The organism is Streptomyces sp. YKOK-I1 (genome assembly GCF_054660435.1).
Genome location: NZ_BAAGDR010000001.1, coordinates 8,755,411 through 8,771,293 on the forward strand (window position 1 = coordinate 8,755,411; position 15,883 = coordinate 8,771,293).

The 15,883-nt window shown below is 72.8% G+C and carries 17 protein-coding genes; 11 read left to right on the forward strand and 6 right to left on the reverse strand.

Annotation, left to right across the window (positions count from 1 at the left end):
- Positions 1 to 20 precede the first annotated feature (20 nt).
- From ACYQ8Q_RS38965 to ACYQ8Q_RS38975, 3 genes are read right to left on the reverse strand one after another with little or no spacing between them, the layout of a single operon-like run.
- Complete coding sequence (locus tag ACYQ8Q_RS38965) at positions 21 to 545, reverse strand: carboxymuconolactone decarboxylase family protein (RefSeq protein ID WP_460071408.1); 525 nt, start codon at positions 543 to 545, stop codon at positions 21 to 23.
- Positions 542 to 1,309: an SDR family NAD(P)-dependent oxidoreductase gene (locus tag ACYQ8Q_RS38970; protein ID WP_460071409.1), complete on the reverse strand. Its 768-nt coding sequence runs from the start codon at positions 1,307 to 1,309 to the stop codon at positions 542 to 544. Before ACYQ8Q_RS38970 ends, ACYQ8Q_RS38965 begins: the two co-directional genes overlap by 4 nt.
- The gene (locus tag ACYQ8Q_RS38975) at positions 1,306 to 2,112 is read right to left on the reverse strand and encodes a TauD/TfdA dioxygenase family protein (protein WP_460071410.1); all 807 of its coding nucleotides are present in this window, start codon (positions 2,110 to 2,112) and stop codon (positions 1,306 to 1,308) included. The genes ACYQ8Q_RS38970 and ACYQ8Q_RS38975 overlap by 4 nt, the downstream gene beginning before the upstream one ends.
- A gap of 165 nt (positions 2,113 to 2,277) precedes the next feature.
- On the opposite strand from ACYQ8Q_RS38975, the gene ACYQ8Q_RS38980 reads away from it, so the two are divergent.
- The 11 genes from ACYQ8Q_RS38980 to ACYQ8Q_RS39030 all read left to right on the forward strand — a co-directional run bounded on the left by ACYQ8Q_RS38980 (position 2,278) and on the right by ACYQ8Q_RS39030 (position 13,202).
- Positions 2,278 to 3,009 (forward strand): SDR family oxidoreductase, encoded by a 732-nt coding sequence (locus ACYQ8Q_RS38980; protein ID WP_460071411.1) that lies wholly within the window; start codon positions 2,278 to 2,280, stop codon positions 3,007 to 3,009.
- Positions 3,006 to 4,472, forward strand: coding sequence for an aldehyde dehydrogenase family protein (locus ACYQ8Q_RS38985; RefSeq protein WP_460071412.1), 1,467 nt, complete (start codon positions 3,006 to 3,008; stop codon positions 4,470 to 4,472). The genes ACYQ8Q_RS38980 and ACYQ8Q_RS38985 overlap by 4 nt, the downstream gene beginning before the upstream one ends.
- Complete coding sequence (locus ACYQ8Q_RS38990; protein WP_460071413.1) at positions 4,469 to 5,674, forward strand: CaiB/BaiF CoA transferase family protein; 1,206 nt, start codon at positions 4,469 to 4,471, stop codon at positions 5,672 to 5,674. The genes ACYQ8Q_RS38985 and ACYQ8Q_RS38990 overlap by 4 nt, the downstream gene beginning before the upstream one ends.
- A 53-nt stretch (positions 5,675 to 5,727) precedes the next feature.
- Positions 5,728 to 7,113, forward strand: coding sequence for an ABC transporter substrate-binding protein (locus ACYQ8Q_RS38995; RefSeq protein ID WP_460071414.1), 1,386 nt, complete (start codon positions 5,728 to 5,730; stop codon positions 7,111 to 7,113).
- A 17-nt stretch (positions 7,114 to 7,130) separates the two neighbouring features.
- Positions 7,131 to 7,322, forward strand: a complete 192-nt coding sequence (locus ACYQ8Q_RS39000) for a ferredoxin (protein ID WP_460071415.1) — start codon at positions 7,131 to 7,133, stop codon at positions 7,320 to 7,322.
- A gap of 15 nt (positions 7,323 to 7,337) precedes the next feature.
- On the forward strand, positions 7,338 to 8,690 hold the full coding sequence (locus tag ACYQ8Q_RS39005; RefSeq protein ID WP_460071416.1) for a cytochrome P450: 1,353 nt from the start codon (positions 7,338 to 7,340) through the stop codon (positions 8,688 to 8,690).
- The gene (locus ACYQ8Q_RS39010) at positions 8,687 to 10,357 is read left to right on the forward strand and encodes a thiolase C-terminal domain-containing protein (RefSeq protein WP_460071417.1); all 1,671 of its coding nucleotides are present in this window, start codon (positions 8,687 to 8,689) and stop codon (positions 10,355 to 10,357) included. Before ACYQ8Q_RS39005 ends, ACYQ8Q_RS39010 begins: the two co-directional genes overlap by 4 nt.
- A complete protein-coding gene (locus tag ACYQ8Q_RS39015; RefSeq protein WP_460071418.1) occupies positions 10,354 to 11,265 on the forward strand; it encodes an alpha/beta hydrolase in 912 nt (303 codons plus the stop codon). Before ACYQ8Q_RS39010 ends, ACYQ8Q_RS39015 begins: the two co-directional genes overlap by 4 nt.
- Positions 11,258 to 11,761, forward strand: coding sequence for a DoxX family protein (locus ACYQ8Q_RS39020; RefSeq protein WP_460071419.1), 504 nt, complete (start codon positions 11,258 to 11,260; stop codon positions 11,759 to 11,761). The genes ACYQ8Q_RS39015 and ACYQ8Q_RS39020 overlap by 8 nt, the downstream gene beginning before the upstream one ends.
- Positions 11,762 to 11,764: 3 nt before the next feature.
- Entirely contained in the window at positions 11,765 to 12,562 is a 798-nt protein-coding gene (locus ACYQ8Q_RS39025; RefSeq protein ID WP_460071420.1) for an NAD(P)-dependent oxidoreductase, read from the forward strand.
- 64 nt (positions 12,563 to 12,626) lie between these two features.
- The gene (locus ACYQ8Q_RS39030; protein WP_460071421.1) at positions 12,627 to 13,202 is read left to right on the forward strand and encodes a TetR/AcrR family transcriptional regulator; all 576 of its coding nucleotides are present in this window, start codon (positions 12,627 to 12,629) and stop codon (positions 13,200 to 13,202) included.
- Here the strand turns inward: ACYQ8Q_RS39030 and ACYQ8Q_RS39035 are convergent.
- Genes ACYQ8Q_RS39035 through ACYQ8Q_RS39045 form a run of 3 tightly spaced genes read right to left on the reverse strand, consistent with a single transcriptional unit; the run spans position 13,136 to position 15,839 of the window.
- Positions 13,136 to 14,032: an NAD(P)-dependent oxidoreductase gene (locus ACYQ8Q_RS39035; RefSeq protein WP_460071422.1), complete on the reverse strand. Its 897-nt coding sequence runs from the start codon at positions 14,030 to 14,032 to the stop codon at positions 13,136 to 13,138. The two genes, ACYQ8Q_RS39030 and ACYQ8Q_RS39035, sit on opposite strands and share 67 nt — an antisense overlap.
- Positions 14,029 to 14,409, reverse strand: coding sequence for a carboxymuconolactone decarboxylase family protein (locus ACYQ8Q_RS39040; protein WP_460071423.1), 381 nt, complete (start codon positions 14,407 to 14,409; stop codon positions 14,029 to 14,031). The genes ACYQ8Q_RS39035 and ACYQ8Q_RS39040 overlap by 4 nt, the downstream gene beginning before the upstream one ends.
- Before the next feature lie 14 nt (positions 14,410 to 14,423).
- Positions 14,424 to 15,839, reverse strand: coding sequence for an aldehyde dehydrogenase family protein (locus ACYQ8Q_RS39045; protein ID WP_460071424.1), 1,416 nt, complete (start codon positions 15,837 to 15,839; stop codon positions 14,424 to 14,426).
- Positions 15,840 to 15,883: the final 44 nt, after the last annotated feature.

The window sequence follows — 15,883 nt, forward strand, 5'->3', positions numbered from 1 at the left end:
CCCCGCCCACCGCCCCGTCCTCAGGTCTCGTCGAAGCCGCCGTCCGGCAGGCCCTCGTCGAGTTCCAGGCCGAAGGTGTTGAACGCCATCGCCAGGGTCCCGTAGGCGCCGACGGTGAAGACGAAGTCCATGAGCTGGTGCTCGTCGAGCTCCTTCGCCAGTTCCTCGTAGACGGCGTCGGAGAGGGCGGAGGTGGCGTCGAGTTCGTCGACGGCGCGGTTGACCAGGGTCGGGGAGCCCGTACGGACTTCGGTCAACTCCTCATCCGTCAGTCCTGCCTGACGTCCGATCAGGACATGCTGGGCCCACTCGTACGCGCACCCGCGCCGCCACGCCACCCGCAGGATCGCCAGCTCGCGCGTCCTCGGCGGCAGCGAGTTGCGCAGCAGCAGATGGGTGTTGAAGGTGAGGAACGCCTTCGCGAGCCGAGGGTGGCGGACCAGGAGCCCCAGGGCGTTGGAGGGGGGCACCTTCCGGCCGCCCGTCAGCGGCTTCAGCGCCTCGGCGTCCCAGTCCTCGTACGGGACCGGTGGCAGCCTCGTCATGTGTTGCGGCCCCCGTTCACCCCGAGGATCTGGCCGGTGATGTAGCCGGCCTCCTCGCTCACCAGGAAGGAGCAGGCCGCCGCGATGTCCTCCGGGCGGCCGACGCGGCGGACCGGCGTGCGGGCGATGTGGTCCTCGACGGAGCCGCCGAGCTGCTGCCTGCGCTCGGCGGTGCGCAGCATCGGGGTGTCCACGAAGCCGGGCGGGACCGCGTTGACGGTGATGCCGCGCGGGCCGAGCTCCAGGGCCAGGGACTTGGTCAGGCCGTTCACCGCGGACTTGGCGGCGACGTAGTGCGCCATGAAGGGCTGGCCGGAGTGCGTGCTGCTGGAGGAGATGTTGACGATCCGGCCCCAGCGGCCCTCCCACATGTCCGGCAGCGCGGACTGGACGCAGTGGAAGACGCCGTTGAGGTTGATGTCGACGACCCGCTGCCAGTCGGCGAAGGTCAGATCGCCGAAGCGGGTGAAGCCGTCCTTCCCGGCCGCGTTCACCAGCACCGAGACCGGGCCGAGGCGCTCGCGGACGGCGGCCATGGCCTTGTCGACCTGCTCGCGGTCGGTGACGTCGACCGTGAAGCCGTGCCCCTCCTCGGCCGGGACGAGGTCGAGCACGGCGACCCGCAGTCCGTCGGCGGCCAGCCGCCGGGCGATGGCCCGGCCGATCCCGGAGGCGCCACCGGTCACGACCGCCGTCCTGGCCGGTCCGGCCGCGTCGGTGGCGCCGGCCGCTCCGGCCGCGTCCGCCGTGTCCCGGGCCGTCATGCGAACGCCTCTTCGCCGACGACCGTCGTCCGGTGCAGCAGCCGCTCGGAGTTCTCGTCGTAGGGCAGCGCCCGGTGCAGTATCCCGGTGTTGTCCCAGACGACGAGGTCGCCGACCGTCCAGTCGTGGGTGTAGCAGAACCGGTCCTGCGTGCTGAAGTCGAGCAGCTCGTCCAGCAGGGCGCGGCCGTCCTCGGGGTCCATGCCCACGACATGGTCGGCGGTGGTGCCCGTGACCAGCGAGCGGCGGCCGTCGTGGCGCCGCCAGACGAGGGACATCTCCTGGGCCGGCTGGGTGCGCCAGCCCGCCACCTCCTCCTCGGTCGGGTCCGGGTTCACCAGCCGCTGCGAGGCCTCGAAGCTGTGCACCACGCGCAGGCTCGCGTACCGCTCGCGGTCCTTCTCCGGCAGGTTCTCGTAGGCGGCGTAGGTGCTGGCGAACTGGGTTCCGCCGCCCACGGTGGCCACATGACGGGCCGTCAGGGTGGTCGCCTTGACGGGCACGTCGTCGGTGGTGCCGTCGAGATGCCAGGAGAAGGCGCCCTTGAGGTACTTGGCGGTGCTGCTGACCGCCGGGTCGAGGGAGATCGGGAAGATCTCCCGGCCCCTGAGCGAGACCACCTCGCCGAGCCGCCGGCTGAACGCCAGCTGCTGCGCGTCGTCCAGGTGCAGCCCGCGGACCAGCAGGACCCCCCGCCATTTCAGGGCCTCGGCGGCCCGCGTGACGAAGGCGTCGTCGAGGGGATCGGACACACCCGTGAACTCCACCCCGAGCGACGGGCTCAGGGCCTTCGAATCGATCATGGAAACACCCCTTCCATTCGCGAGAACCATATTCTCATCATGGTCGTGACGGGAAGTGGAGAGCATCAGATTCTCTTGTCCGTATCCTTGATTCGCGCAAATAGAGAATGTAGTTTCCGGACATCCGGGGTCTGACCATCGGGGCCTACCGAAGAAGGAGGCGGGATGCGGTTCAAGGACAAGGTGGCGATCGTCACCGGGGCCGGACAGGGCATCGGCGAGGGGTACGCGAAGGCGCTGGCCGCCGAGGGCGCCAGGGTCGTCGTCGCCGAACTGAACGAGGAGCAGGGGCAGCGGGTCGCCAAGGAGATCGGCGACGCCCTCTTCGTCCGGGTCGACGTCGCAGACCCGGCCTCGGCGCAGGCCCTCGCCGACACCGTCGTCGCCGAACTCGGGAGCATCGACCACCTGGTCAACAACGCCGCGATCTTCCACGGCATGCGCCGCGAGGGCATCGTCACCGTCGACTACGACTACCTCGACCGCTTCCTCAAGGTGAACCTGCTGGGCGCGCTGCACATGACCCGTGCCGTCCTGCCGCACCTGAAGGAGGGCTCGGCGATCGTCAACCAGTCGTCCACCGCCGCCTACCAGCCCACCGGGTTCTACGGGCTGGCCAAGGCCGGCATCAACCACCTCACCGTCTCCCTCGCCGCCGAGCTCGGCGGGCGCGGCATCCGCGTCAACGCGATCGCCCCCGGACCGACGGACACCGAGGCCACCCGCAGCATCGTCCCCGAGGAGTACCGGGGCGCGATGGTGCAGAACCTCGCCCTCAAGCGTCTGGGCACCCCCGCCGACCAGGCGGGCGCGGTGCTCTTCCTGCTCTCCGACGACGCGAGCTGGCTCACCGGACAGATCCTCGCGGTGGACGGCGGACAGGTGGTGCGGCTGTGAGCCCCCTCGTCGTCAAGTCACAGCTGATCGACGGCAAGCTGGTCGCGGCGGAGACCACCTTCGCCTCCCACAACCCCGCCACCGGTGAGCTGCTCGGCCATGCTCCCGACGCCACCACGGCGGACGCCGACACCGCCGTCGCCGCCGCCCGCCGTGCCTTCGACACCACCGGCTGGTCCACGGACCGGGAGCTGCGACTGCGCTGTCTGCGCCAGTTGGAACGCGCCCTCGACGAACACCGCGAACAGCTGCGCGAGTTGACCATCGCCGAGGTGGGCGCCCCGCGCCAGCTCACCCACGGCCCCCAGCTCGACGAGCCGATCGGGCTGGTCAGGTACTACGCCGACCTGCTGGAGACCTACGAGTTCACCGAGGACCTCGGCGAGATCGACTCGCGCGGCCAGCGCCACCACCGCTGGGTGGAGAAGGAGGCCGCCGGGGTCGTCGCCGCGATCCTGCCGTACAACTACCCCAACCAGCTCGCCCTCGCCAAGCTCGCCCCCGCGCTCGCGGCCGGCTGCACGGTCGTCCTCAAGGGCGCCCCGCAGAACCCGCTCATCACCCTCGCCCTCGGTGAACTCGTCGCCGAACACACCGACATACCGCCCGGTGTCGTCAACGTCCTCAGCTCCTCGCGCGCCGAGGTCGGCGAACTCCTCACCACCCACCCGGACGTGGACGCCGTCACCTTCACCGGGTCGACCCCCGTCGGCCGCCGCATCATGGCCGCCGCCGCGGACACCGTGAAGCGGGTCTTCCTCGAACTCGGCGGCAAGTCCGCGATGATCGTCTTCGAGGACGCGGACTTCGCCAGGGCGGCCATGTTCGCCGCGTTCACCATCTGCTCCCACTCCGGCCAGGGCTGCGCGCTCACCTCCCGGCTCCTCGTCCCGCGCGCCCACCACGACGAGATCGTGGCCCTCGTCGCCGCCGGCCTCGGCCGCGTCAAGGTCGGCGACCCCACCGACCCGAAGACCTCCATGGGCCCGCTCATCAGCGAGCAGCAGCGCGACAAGGTCGACGGCATGGTGCGGCGGGCGGTCGCCGACGGCGCGACCCTCGTCCGCGGCGGCCACCCCATCGACCCCGGCTGGTTCTACGAGCCCACCCTCCTCGCGCACGTCGACCCCGACAGCGAGATCGCCCAGGAGGAGGTCTTCGGACCGGTCCTCGCGGTGATCCCCTTCGACGACGAGGACGACGCCGTCCGGATCGCCAACCACTCCCGGTACGGCCTGTCCGGCGCCGTCCACAGCGCCGACGAGGACCGCGCCCTGCGCGTCGCCCGCCGTATCCGCACCGGCACCTTCTCGATCAACGGCGGCAACTACTTCGCCCCGGACGTGCCCTTCGGCGGCTACAAGCAGTCCGGCGTCGGCCGGGAGAGCGGACGGGCGGGCTTCGAGGAGTTCCTGGAGGAGAAGTCGTTCGCCCGGGTCGTCGTACCGCGGGACCCGGCGTGAGGCCCCTCGAAGGGATCCGCGTGCTGGAGGTCGCGATGTACGGCTTCGTGCCCTCCGCCGGGGCCGTGCTCGCCGACTGGGGCGCCGACGTCGTCAAGGTCGAGCACGCCGTCACCGGCGACCCGCAGCGCGGACTGCGCCGGACCGGCACCTTCGAGGTCGAGGGCGACCCCAACCCGAACGTCGCCCACGCCAACCGGGGCAAGCGCTCCCTCGGTCTCGACATGGCCACCGCGGACGGCCGCGCGGTGCTGTACGAACTGGCCGGGCGCGCCGACGTGTTCCTCACCAGCTTCATGCCCGCCTCCCGCGCCCGCCTGGCCATCGACGTCGACGACATCCGCGCGGTCAACCCGCGGATCGTCTACGCCCGGGGCAGCGCCCTCGGCCCGCGCGGACCGGAGTCCGCCAAGGGCGGCTACGACATGACCGCCTTCTGGTCCCGCGCCGGCACCGCCCGCACCCTCACCCCGCCCGGCACCGAGGGCCTGATCAGCCCGCCCGGCCCGGCCTACGGCGACACCGTCTCCGGCACCAATCTCGCGGGCGGCATCGCGGCCGCCCTGCTGTGCCGCGAGCGCACCGGCGAGGCCCCGGTGGTCGACGTGTCCCTGCTCGGCAGCGGGCTGTGGGCGCTCGGCCACTCCATCGGGCTCTCCCTCCACCTCGACCGGCCCTGGGAGGGCGTCACCCCGAGCGCCCACGGCTCCCCGACGAACCCCCTCTCCGGCCTCTACCGCACCGCCGACGACCGCTGGATCTCCTTCGTGATGCTCCAGCCCGCGAGGTTCTGGGCGAACGTCTGCCACTGCCTCGGACGCCCCGACCTCGCGGACGACCCCCGGTTCGCCACGCCCGAGTCCATCGCCGCACACACCGACGACGCGGTGAAGATCCTCCGCGAGGTGATCGCCACCCGCACCCTCACCGAGTGGTCCGAGGACCTCGCCGCCCTGGACGGCCCCTGGGCCCCGGTCCAGGACACCCTCCAGGCAGCCGCCGACGCGCAGGCGCGCGCCAACGGCTACATCGGACAGGCCGGCGAGCTCGAACTCGTCGCCAGCCCCGTCCAGTTCGACGTCGAGGACACCCGCCTCGGCCCCGCTCCCGAGTTCGCCGCGCAGACGGAGGAGATCCTCTCCGAGCTCGGCTACGACTGGGACCGCATCCTCGCGCTCAAGGCGAGCGGCGCGGTCACCTGAATCCCGCTGTTCCTCGCCCGGACGACGGCGTCCGGGCTCCCCGAGGAGGCACCTTGCGCAGGCTGCTCATCGGCTCGGTCACCGTGCTCGCGGTGCTGCTGGCCGGCTGCTCCACCAGATCCGACGACGACACGAACTCCGACGCCGGGCAGAAGGCGACGCCCGCGGCCGGGGCGTCCGCGGCCTCGGCCGACTTCGGCACGCTGAAGAACGTCTGCGGTCCCGGCACCCCCAGGTCCTCGTCCGTCCAGGGCGTCACCGACAAGAGCGTCCAGGTCGGCGTCATGTCCGACGTGGGATACACCAAGAACTCCGAATTCCCCGACGCCGCCAAGGTGTTCACCTCCTGGTGCAACGACGCCGGCGGCATCGACGGCCGCAAGATCGTCCCCGTCACCCGTGACAGCAGGCTGATGCAGGTCCGCCAAGCCGTCCTGGACGCCTGCAAGTCCGACTTCGCCCTGGTCGGCGGCGGCTCCGCACTGGACGCCCTGGGTGTGCAGGACCGCCTGAAGTGCCTGCTGCCGGCCTTCCCCGCCCAGTCCAGCCAGATCGGCGCCATCGGCTCCGACCTCCAGGTCCTCTCCGGCGGCGCCGCCCCCGGCTACTTCCAGTACGCCGGCTACTACACCTGGCTGCTGAAGGACAAGTACCCCGGCTCCGCGCGGAACGTCGGCATCATCTCCGGCGACGCCCCCGTCACCAAGGTGATGTCCGGCCAGTTCAAGGAAGCCGTCGCGGGCCTCGGCGGGAAGGTCTCCTACAACGACCTCTACCCGGCCGCCGGCGTCTCCGACTGGACCCCGTACGCCCAGTCCCTGAAGAACAAGGGCGTCAAGGGCCTCGTCTTCCTGGGGGACTTCGCGAGCCTGGCCAAGCTGGAACAGGCGCTCACCAACATCGGCTACACCCCCGACTGGATCGACGCCAACAGCAACGCGTACGGCCCCGCCTTCCTCCAGCTCGCCGGCACGGCCCTGGCGAAGCAGCACAACTACGCCGAACTCTTCGCCACCGCACCGCTGGAGAGCGCCGCCGACAACCCGGCCACCCAGCAGGTGATCGACCTGTTCAAGAAGTACGCGCCGGACAAGCAGGTCACCTACCCGGTGCTGCGCGCCTTCTCCGCCTGGCTGCTGTTCGCCACCGCCGCGAAGGACTGCGCCGAACTCACCCGCACCTGCCTGTACGACAACGCGGTCAGGCAGACGGCGTGGACCGGCGGCGGCCTCCAGGCACCCGCCGACCTGAGCAAGTCGGACGTCCCCTCGAAGTGCTACACGATCGTCGAGGCGACCGCGAAGGGCTGGCAGCTCGCCGACTTCGCACCGACCACCGGCGACTACCGCTGCGACGCCCCCACCTACAAGTACAAGGCCGACTACGGCAAGCCGGTCACGCTCGCGGACGTCGGCAAATCCCTGGCCGACGTCACCTGAGAGGGAGGTGAGCCACCGTGAAGGTACGTGTCGACCCCGAGCGCTGCCAGGGCCACACCCTGTGCTTCATGCGTGCCCCGGAGGTCTTCGAACTCAGCGAGATCGACGGGCACTCCACACCGGTCGCCGACGAGGTGCCCGAGGACCAGGAGGCGGCGGTGGTCGAGGCCGTCCGCTCCTGCCCCGAGCGAGCCATCGGCGTGTTCTGAGAGGAGGCACCCCAGATGACCGACGACGAGGCCCGCAAACAGCCCCGCGTCCACTTCGACCGGCACGCCCCCGAGTACCGCGACCGGTTCGAGGAGGAGACCCGCTCCTTCCACGAGGGCTGCCCCCTCGCCTGGTCCGACACCTACGGCGGGCACTGGGTGGCCGCGGGCAACCGCGAACTGCTCGCCTTCGCCCGCGCCCAGGAGAAGCTCTCCAACGACCACGACGTGCACGGCGAACGCCGCGGCTACCAGGGCATCAACATCCCCGCGCCGGCCCGGGGACGCGGTATCCGGGGCGGCTTCCTGGAGATGGACCCGCCCGAGCAGCGCGCCTATCGCAACGCCCTCAACCCCTACCTCTCCCCGGCGGCGATCGCCCGCTGGATCCCCTTCGTCGACGAGGTGGCCCGCGCCTGCCTCGACGAGCGGATCGAGTCCGGCCGGATCGACTTCGTCGACGACCTCGCCAACATCGTCCCCGCCGTCTTCACCCTCGCCATGATGGGCATCCCGCTGAAGAAGTGGGAGCTGTACAACGAGCCCGCCCACGCCGGTGTCTACACCCCGCCGCACTCCCCGGAGATGGCCCGGGTGGTCGAGGCGCACCGGGCCATGCTCAAGGACATCGGCGCCACCCTTCACGAGGTGCGGACGAACCCGCGCCCCGGACTCGCCGACGCCCTCGCCCGCATGCAGATCGACGGCGCGGCCCCCTCCGACGGCGAGCTCGTCGGCGCCCTCGCCCTCCTCATCGGCGGCGGCTTCGACACCACCACCGCGCTTACCGCGCACGCCCTGGAATGGCTCTCCCGACACCCGCGCGAACGGGACCGGTTGAGCCGCGAGCGGGCGACCCTGCTCGACTCGGCGACCGAGGAGTTCCTGCGCTACTTCTGCCCCGCGCCCGGCGACGGACGCACGGTCGCCGAGGACTGCGAGATCGCCGGCAAGGAGTTCCGCGAGGGCGACCGGCTCTGGCTCTCCTGGGCGATGGCCAACCGCGACCCGGCCGTCTTCCCCGACCCCGACCGGGTCGACCTCGCCCGCCCCGGCAACCGCCACACCGCCTTCGGTCTCGGCATCCACCGCTGCATCGGATCCAACGTGGCCCGTACGGTGTTCAAGCGGATGCTCCTCCACGTCCTCGACCGCGCACCGGACTTCGTGTGCGACCCCGAGGGCGCCGTCCACTACGAGACCATCGGCGTCATCCAGGGGATGCGCCACCTCCCCGCCACCTTCACCCCCGGCCCCCGCCTCGGCCCCGGTCTGGCGGAGACGTTGGAGACCCTCCAACGGGTCTGCGACGAACAGGGGTTGGCAGAGCCGGTCACCGTCCGTAAGGCGGAGGCGAAGGTCCGTTGAGCCCGCAGCACGAGCGGACCGCCCGTCCGCAGCCGGTCGTGTCCCAGGAGACCGCGTTCTTCTGGACCTCCGGCCGCGACGGGCGGCTCCGCTTCCAGGCCTGCACCGCCTGCGAGGCCCTCGTCCACCCGCCGCAGCCGGTGTGCCGGCACTGCCGCTCCCACGACCTCGTGATCCGCGAGGTCTCCGGCCGTGCCACCCTCATCGGCTTCACCGTCAACCACCGCTTCCCCTTCCCCGGCCTGCCCACCCCGTTCGCCGTCGCCCAGGTGGCCGTCGAGGAGGACCCCCGAGTCCGCCTGACCACCAACGTGGTCGACTGCGCACCGGAGGACCTGCGGATCGGCCTGCCGATGGAGGTCGTCTTCGAGCAGACGGGAGACATCTGGCTGCCCCTGTTCCGCCCGGGCGCCGACGGGCCGCCGTCCGACTCGCTCCCGACGGACGACCCGGCCCCCGAACACCTCCGCGCCCGTGTCCGCCCCCCGGCCGGCCCCCGCAGGTTCGAGGAGCGGGCCGTCATCACCGGGGCCGGCGCCTCCCGGCTGGGCCGCCGGCTGATGGTCCCGCCCCTCGAACTCACCGTGGAGGCCTGCGAGAAGGCCGTCGCCGACGCCGGGCTCGCCTTCGACGACATCGACGGCCTCTCCACCTACCCCGGCGGCGGCGCCTACGGCGGCTTCGCCGAGGGCGGGATCACCGCCCTGGAGTCCGCCCTCGGCATCCGTCCCGTCTGGCACAACGGCGCCGGCGAGACCTTCGGCCCCGGCGGCTCGGTGATCGCCGCGATGCTCGCCGTCGCGGGCGGCCTCGCCCGGCATGTGCTGTGCTTCCGTACGGTGTGGGAGGCGACGTACGCCGAACTGATCCGTCAGGGCCGCATCCGTCCGCCCCAACCGGCGTGCCCCGAGGGCTGGTTCAAGCCCTTCGGCGCGGTCTCGCCCGCGATCATGCTGGCCATGAACGCCCAGCGGCACATGCACCGCTACGGCAGCACCCGCGAGACCCTCGGCTGGATCGCCCTCAACCAGCGCGCGGGCGCCGCCCTCCACCCGGACGCCGTCTACCGCGACCCGCTCACCATGGACGACTACCTGTCCGCCCGCACCATCACCACCCCCTTCGGCCTCTACGACTGCGACGTCCCCTGCGACGGAGCCACCGCCGTCGTGGTCTCCGCCGCCGAGACCGCCCCCGACCGGCCCAGGCCCGCGATCCGGATCGAGGCCGTCGGCACCCAGATCGTCGAACGCCCCGAATGGGACCAGGCCACCCTCACCCACGAACCCCAGGTGCTCGGCCAGGCGGCCCACTTGTGGACCCGCACCGAGCTGCGCCCCGCCGACGTCGACGTGGCGCTGCTGTACGACGGCTTCACCTTCAACTGCCTGTCCTGGCTGGAGGCGCTCGGCTTCTGCGGCATCGGCGAGGCCCGGGACTTCCTGGACGGCGGCAAGAACATCGCCCGCGACGGGGTGATCCCGCTCAACCCGCACGGCGGCCAGCTCTCCCACGGCCGCACCCACGGCATGGGCCTGCTGCACGAGGCCGTGGTCCAGCTGCGCGGCGAGGGCGGCGCGCGGCAGGTGGCGGGCGCGCGGACCGCCGTGGTCTCCAGCGGCGGGCTCACCCCCGGCGGCGTACTCCTGCTCAGGACGGACGGATGACCTCACTCGGACCCGAACTCACCACCGCCGTACGGCGAGAAGTCGTCGACGTGCGCGGTGTGCCCGCCTCCGCGCTCGTCGCCGAGGCGTCCCGCCCGCAGGCGGTGATCGTCGCCCTGCACGGCGGCGCCACCACCTCCGCCTACTTCGACCACCCCGGCCACCCCCGGCTCTCCCTCCTGCGCACCGCGGCGGCCGCCGGATTCACGGTGATCGCCCTCGACCGTCCCGGCTACGGCAGTTCGGCCGGACACGAGGACCGGATACGCACCCCCGAACAGCGCACGGACCTCGCCTTCGCGGCCGTCGAGGCGCTGCTGGAGGACCGGGAGAGCGGGGTCGGTGTGTTCCTGTGGGCGCACTCGGCGGGCTGCGAGCTCACCGTGCGAATGGCGAGCGACCCGCGCGGTGCGGACCTGCTCGGCGTCGAACTCGCCGGGATGGGCCGGGTGCACCACCCCAACTCCCTGCGGGCGATGGAGGAATGGCGCCGCGATCCGACCCGCCCCCGGCCCGATCTGCGCCGGGTCCTGTGGTATCCGCCGCACGCCTATCCGCCGGACGTGCACGGCGGCCGGGGCATCGGCGCGGCCTCACCCGCCTACGAGGCCCACCGCGAGAACTGGCAGGCGGAGTTCGCGCACCTCGCCGCACGTGTGCCGGTGCCGGTGCATCTGACCGTCGCCGAGCACGAACAGGTCTGGCTGAGCGGCCCGGAGGGACTCGCCGGCCTCGCCTCGATGTTCACCGGCGCGCCGCGCGTCGTACGGCACGAACAGGCGGGAGCCGGTCACAACACCAGCGTCGGCCGCACCGCCCTCGCCTACCATCTGCACGTCCTCGCGTTCGTCGAGGAGTGCGCGCTGGGGGTCCGGGCACTGCCGGGTGTGGAGGGACGCCATGGGTGAGGCCCCGGACGCGGCCCTGCTGCTGGTGCGGGTCGTCCTCGGCGCGGTCATGGCCGCCCACGGCTGGAACCACTGGCGGGGCGGCGGCGGCATCACCGGCACGGCCGGCTGGTTCGCCGGCCTCGGACTCACCCGCCCCCGCCTCCAGGCCTGGCTGAGCGTCCTCACCGAACTCGGCGCGGGCGCCCTGCTGGTGGCGGGTTTCCTCACACCTCTGGCCTGTGCTGCGGTGCTGTCCGTGATGCTGGTCGCGGGCCTGCTCGCGCACCGCCGCAACGGCTTCTTCGTCTTCAGGGAGGGCTATGAGTACGTCCTCGTCCTCGGCGTCCTCGCCCTCGCGCTCGGTGTGTGGGGCCCGGGGAGGTACGCGCTCGACGAGGCGGCCGGCACCGCCGTCACCGGCTGGGCGGGCGCCGCGCTGACCGCCGGGGTGGGCGTCGTCGCCACCGCCGGACTGCTGGCCGTGTTCTGGCGGCCCCGGACACAGGAGGACTGAGGGATGCGCGTCGGCTTCATCGGCCTGGGCAGCCAGGGGGCGCCCATGGCCCGCAGGATCGTCGAGGCGGGCTTCGAGACCCTCCTGTGGGCCAGACGCCCCGCGACGCTCGCCGCCTTCGAGGGCACCCCCGCCCGCGCCGCCGGCTCGGCCGCCGCGCTCGGCGCCGCCGCCGACCTGGTGTGTCTGTGCGTGGTCGACGACGACGATGTGCGCGGGGTGGGCGAGCAGGTCCTCACGGGGCTGCGCCCCGGCGGCTGCCTCGTCGTGCACTCCACCGTCCACCCCGACACCTGCCGCCGGCTGGCCGAGCGGGCCGCCGCCCGGCAGGTCACGGTCCTCGACGCCCCCGTCAGCGGCGGCGGCCGGGCCGCCGAGCGGGGCACCCTGCTCGTCATGGTGGGCGGTGAGGAGAAGGCGTACGACACCTGCCGCCCGGTCTTCGCCACCTACGGCGACCCCGTCGTCCACCTCGGCCCCACCGGCTCCGGGCAGATCGCCAAGCTCCTCAACAACCTTCTGTTCACAGCCCAGTTGGGGCTGGCCGCCGACACCCTCGCGCTCGGCGACCGCCTCGGCCTGGACCGGGACGGCCTGGGCCGGATCCTCCCGCGTGGCAGTTCCGCGAGCTTCGCGCTGGAACGGGTCGTCGACGCGGGCGGCACCCTGGACCGGATCGCCGCCCACGCGGGCGCTCTGCTCGCCAAGGACGTACGCCTGCTCGGCGAGGTCGCGGGCACGGCCGGTGCGGGGCCGGCCCGGGACGCGGCCCGCACCGCCCTCGCCGCGATGGGTCTGTGAGGAACAATCCGGAGTCGGTACTGTGTGCGGGCACCCGTCCAACGGCGGAAAGGGGCGTTCCGTGGTGTCCGCACGGCGTGGGGAGATCCTCGAAGCGGCGCTGGAGGTGCTGGCCGACCGCGGGTTCAAGCACACCTCGATCGATGCCGTCGCCGAGCGCGCCGGGCTCACCCGGCAGGGCGTCCTGCACTACTTCCCCAGCAAGAAGCGGCTGTTCCTGGAGGTGCTGAACCTCCGCAACGAGTTGAACCGGGAGCATCTGGCCGACCGCAACGTGGGCGAGGACTGGGCCGGCGACTTCGCCGAGGCCGTCGCCTTCGAACAGGACCACCCCTCCCTCGCCCGGGTGCAGTGCGTGGTGCTGGCCGAGGCGGTGACCGGCCAGGAGCCGGCCCGCAGCTATGTCCGCGACCGCTGCCGCACCGTCCAGGACCATCTCGCCGGCCACCTCGCCGCCCGGTACGGGGACCGGCTGCCCAGCGGCCTGGACACCCGTACCGGCGCCACCGCGCTGTTCGCCCTGGTCGAGGGCATCCACCAGCTGTGGCTGGCCGACCAGGACGGCGAGGACCACTATCCCGAGGTCGTGCGCGAGGTGCTGTCGGTGCTGCTGGGGGACCCGGACGTCCCCGCGGTGTAGGGATAGATCCGGGTGAAGTCCGCCCCCGGCTGCGCCGCCGCGAACGCCCCCCACACGGCCTGCGTCACCCCGGCCACCGCCGCCGCGCCGCCCAGAGCCGCGGCCTCGCGCAGATAGAGCCGTACGTCCTTCGCCATCAGCGTGTTGCTGAACCCCGACGCGTACCGCCCGGTCAGCACCTCGTCCGGGAACTTGTCGGCGGTGGCCCCGCTGCGTCCGCTGGAGGCGTCGAGGACCTCCACCATCACCGCAGGATCCAGCCCCGCCGCCGTGCCGAAGGCCACCGCCTCGCTGGTCGCGGCCAGCGCGGTGGCGGACAGGAAGTTGTTGGCGAGTTTCAGCGCCTGCGCCTGGCCCGGCCGGTCGCCCACCCGGCGCCGGCGGTCACTGAGCCCCGCGAGCACCGGCTCGACCCGCGCGCAGTGCTCGTCCGTGCCCGCGTACATGACCATCAGGGTCCGGCTGCGGGCCCCGGCCGCGCCGCCCGACACCGGCGCGTCCACATAGGCCAGCCCCATCGAGGCCAGCCTGCGCGCCGCCGCGACCCCGACCGTGGAAGTGTCCACGACATGCGTGACCCGACGGTCGCGGACGCCCACGAGGTCCCGCAGCACCTCCTCGCACACCGTTCCGTCGGGCAGGCTCAGCACGGCGAGGTCGGCCGCCCGGGCCACATCCGCCGGCCCCGGCACCCAGCGGGCGCCGAGCGGGGTGCGGTCCGGTCCCGCGGCGTCGTACGCGACGACCTCGAACCCGGCCCGCACCAGGTTGGCGGCCAGCGCGCCGCCCATGTTCCCGAGTCCGACGAACCCCACGACCGGCGCGTTCACGCTCCCTCCCGCGCGGCCCGCACCTCACGGATGGCCGAGCGGGCCGCGGTCCCCGCCGGGGCGCCGCAGTACGCGGTGATCTGGTACAGCAGCTCGTTCACCTCACCGTCCGTCACCCCCGCGTTCGCCGAGGCCCGCAGATGGATCCGGAACTCGTCCATCCGGCCGTTCGCCGCCGTCATCGCCAGCACCAGCAGACTGCGGTCGCGCCTGCTGAGCGGGCCGCCGCGGGCCCATACGCCCCAGGCCATCGCGGTGAGGTAGTCCTGGTACTCGCGCGGCACCGGGTCCCCGGGCGGGGCCGTCCGGCCGCCGTCGTCGCCGATGACCTCCGCGCGCACCGCCCGTGCGGCCCGCTGCCAGTCGCCGTCGTACATCCGCTGCCTCCTCGTCAGAGCCGTGCGCTGATCGTCTTGAGCTGGGTGTACTCGTGCAGGGCGGCCAGCCCCTTCTCCCGTCCGTACCCGCTCTGCTTGTAGCCGCCGAACGGGGTCTCCACGTTCAGGGGGCCGCCGTTGACCGCCACCTGACCGGCGTCGATGCGCTCGGACAGCCGCAGTCCGCGCGCCAGGTCGCCGCTCCAGACGGCGGCCACCAGCCCGTAGTCGGTGTCGTTCGCGAGCCGCAGGGCCTCCGCCTCGTCCCGGAAGGGCAGGGTCACCAGCACCGGCCCGAACACCTCCTCACGGGCGATGCGGGCGCCCGGATCGACCCGGGGGTACACGGTGGGCCGTACATAGAGCCCGCGCGCGGCCGGCCCCTCGGTGTACGGCCCGCCGCCGGTCGCCGCCCCCGGGGTACCGGCCAGGAAGCCGAGCACCTTCGCGTACTGCGCCTCGGTGATCAACGGGCCGAAGTCCACGCCCGGTCGGAGTTTCTCCACGGCCGTGACCACCCGCCGGACCACCTCGTCGTGGACGGACTCCTCCACCAGCAACCGGGTGGTCGCCGAGCAGACCTGCCCGGAGTTGGCGGCGAGCGCCGACACGGCCGCCGCCACCGCGCCGTCCAGATCGGCGTCCGCGAAGACCAACAGCGGTGACTTGCCGCCCAGTTCGAGGGTGAGGGGGATCAGCCGCCCGGCGGCGGTCTCGGCGAGCCGCCGCCCGGTGGCCACCGACCCGGTGAAGGCGAGCCGCCGTACCCCCGGGTGCGCGGCGAGCGCGGCGCCCGCCTGCGGGCCGGTGCCGGTGACCACGTTCAGGACCCCGTCCGGCAGTCCGGCGCGGGAGGCGAGCCGGGCCAGGTGGAGGGTGGAGACGGAGGTGGACTCCGAGGGCTTGGCCACCACCGTGTTGCCCGCCGCCAGCGCCGGGGCGAGCGCCCGGCAGGCCTGGTTCAGGGGCAGGTTCCACGGGGTGATCACCCCGACGACGCCGTACGGCTCGTGGCGGGTGTACGTGTGCGTGCCCGCCCCCTGCTCGATCACCCGCCCCTGCCCGGCGGCCCGGACCACGCCGGCGTAGTAGCGGAAGTACTGCACCGAGAGGTCGGCCTCCAGGCGGAGCTGTGCCGGGACCTTGCCGGTGCACTCCCGCTCCAGCCGCATCAGCGTGGACGCGTCCTCCTCCATCGCGCCGGCGATCCGGTGCAGCACGGCCGAGCGTCCGGCGGGGGAGAGGGCGGCCCAGCCGTGCCGGGCTTGTCCGGCCGCCGCCACCGCGCGGTCCACGTCGGCGGCCGTGCCCGCGGCGATCGGGTCGCCGGGCGCGCGGGTGGCCGGGTCGAGCGTCGTCAGCCAGGTCCCGCCGGCCGGCGGCGCGTCCCGGCCGTCGATCCAGTGCTGGTGGCGCGGGGCAGCGGTCACGTGCGTCCTCCCGGGGCCGGGCGTCTTCGAGAACTCTGCCGACG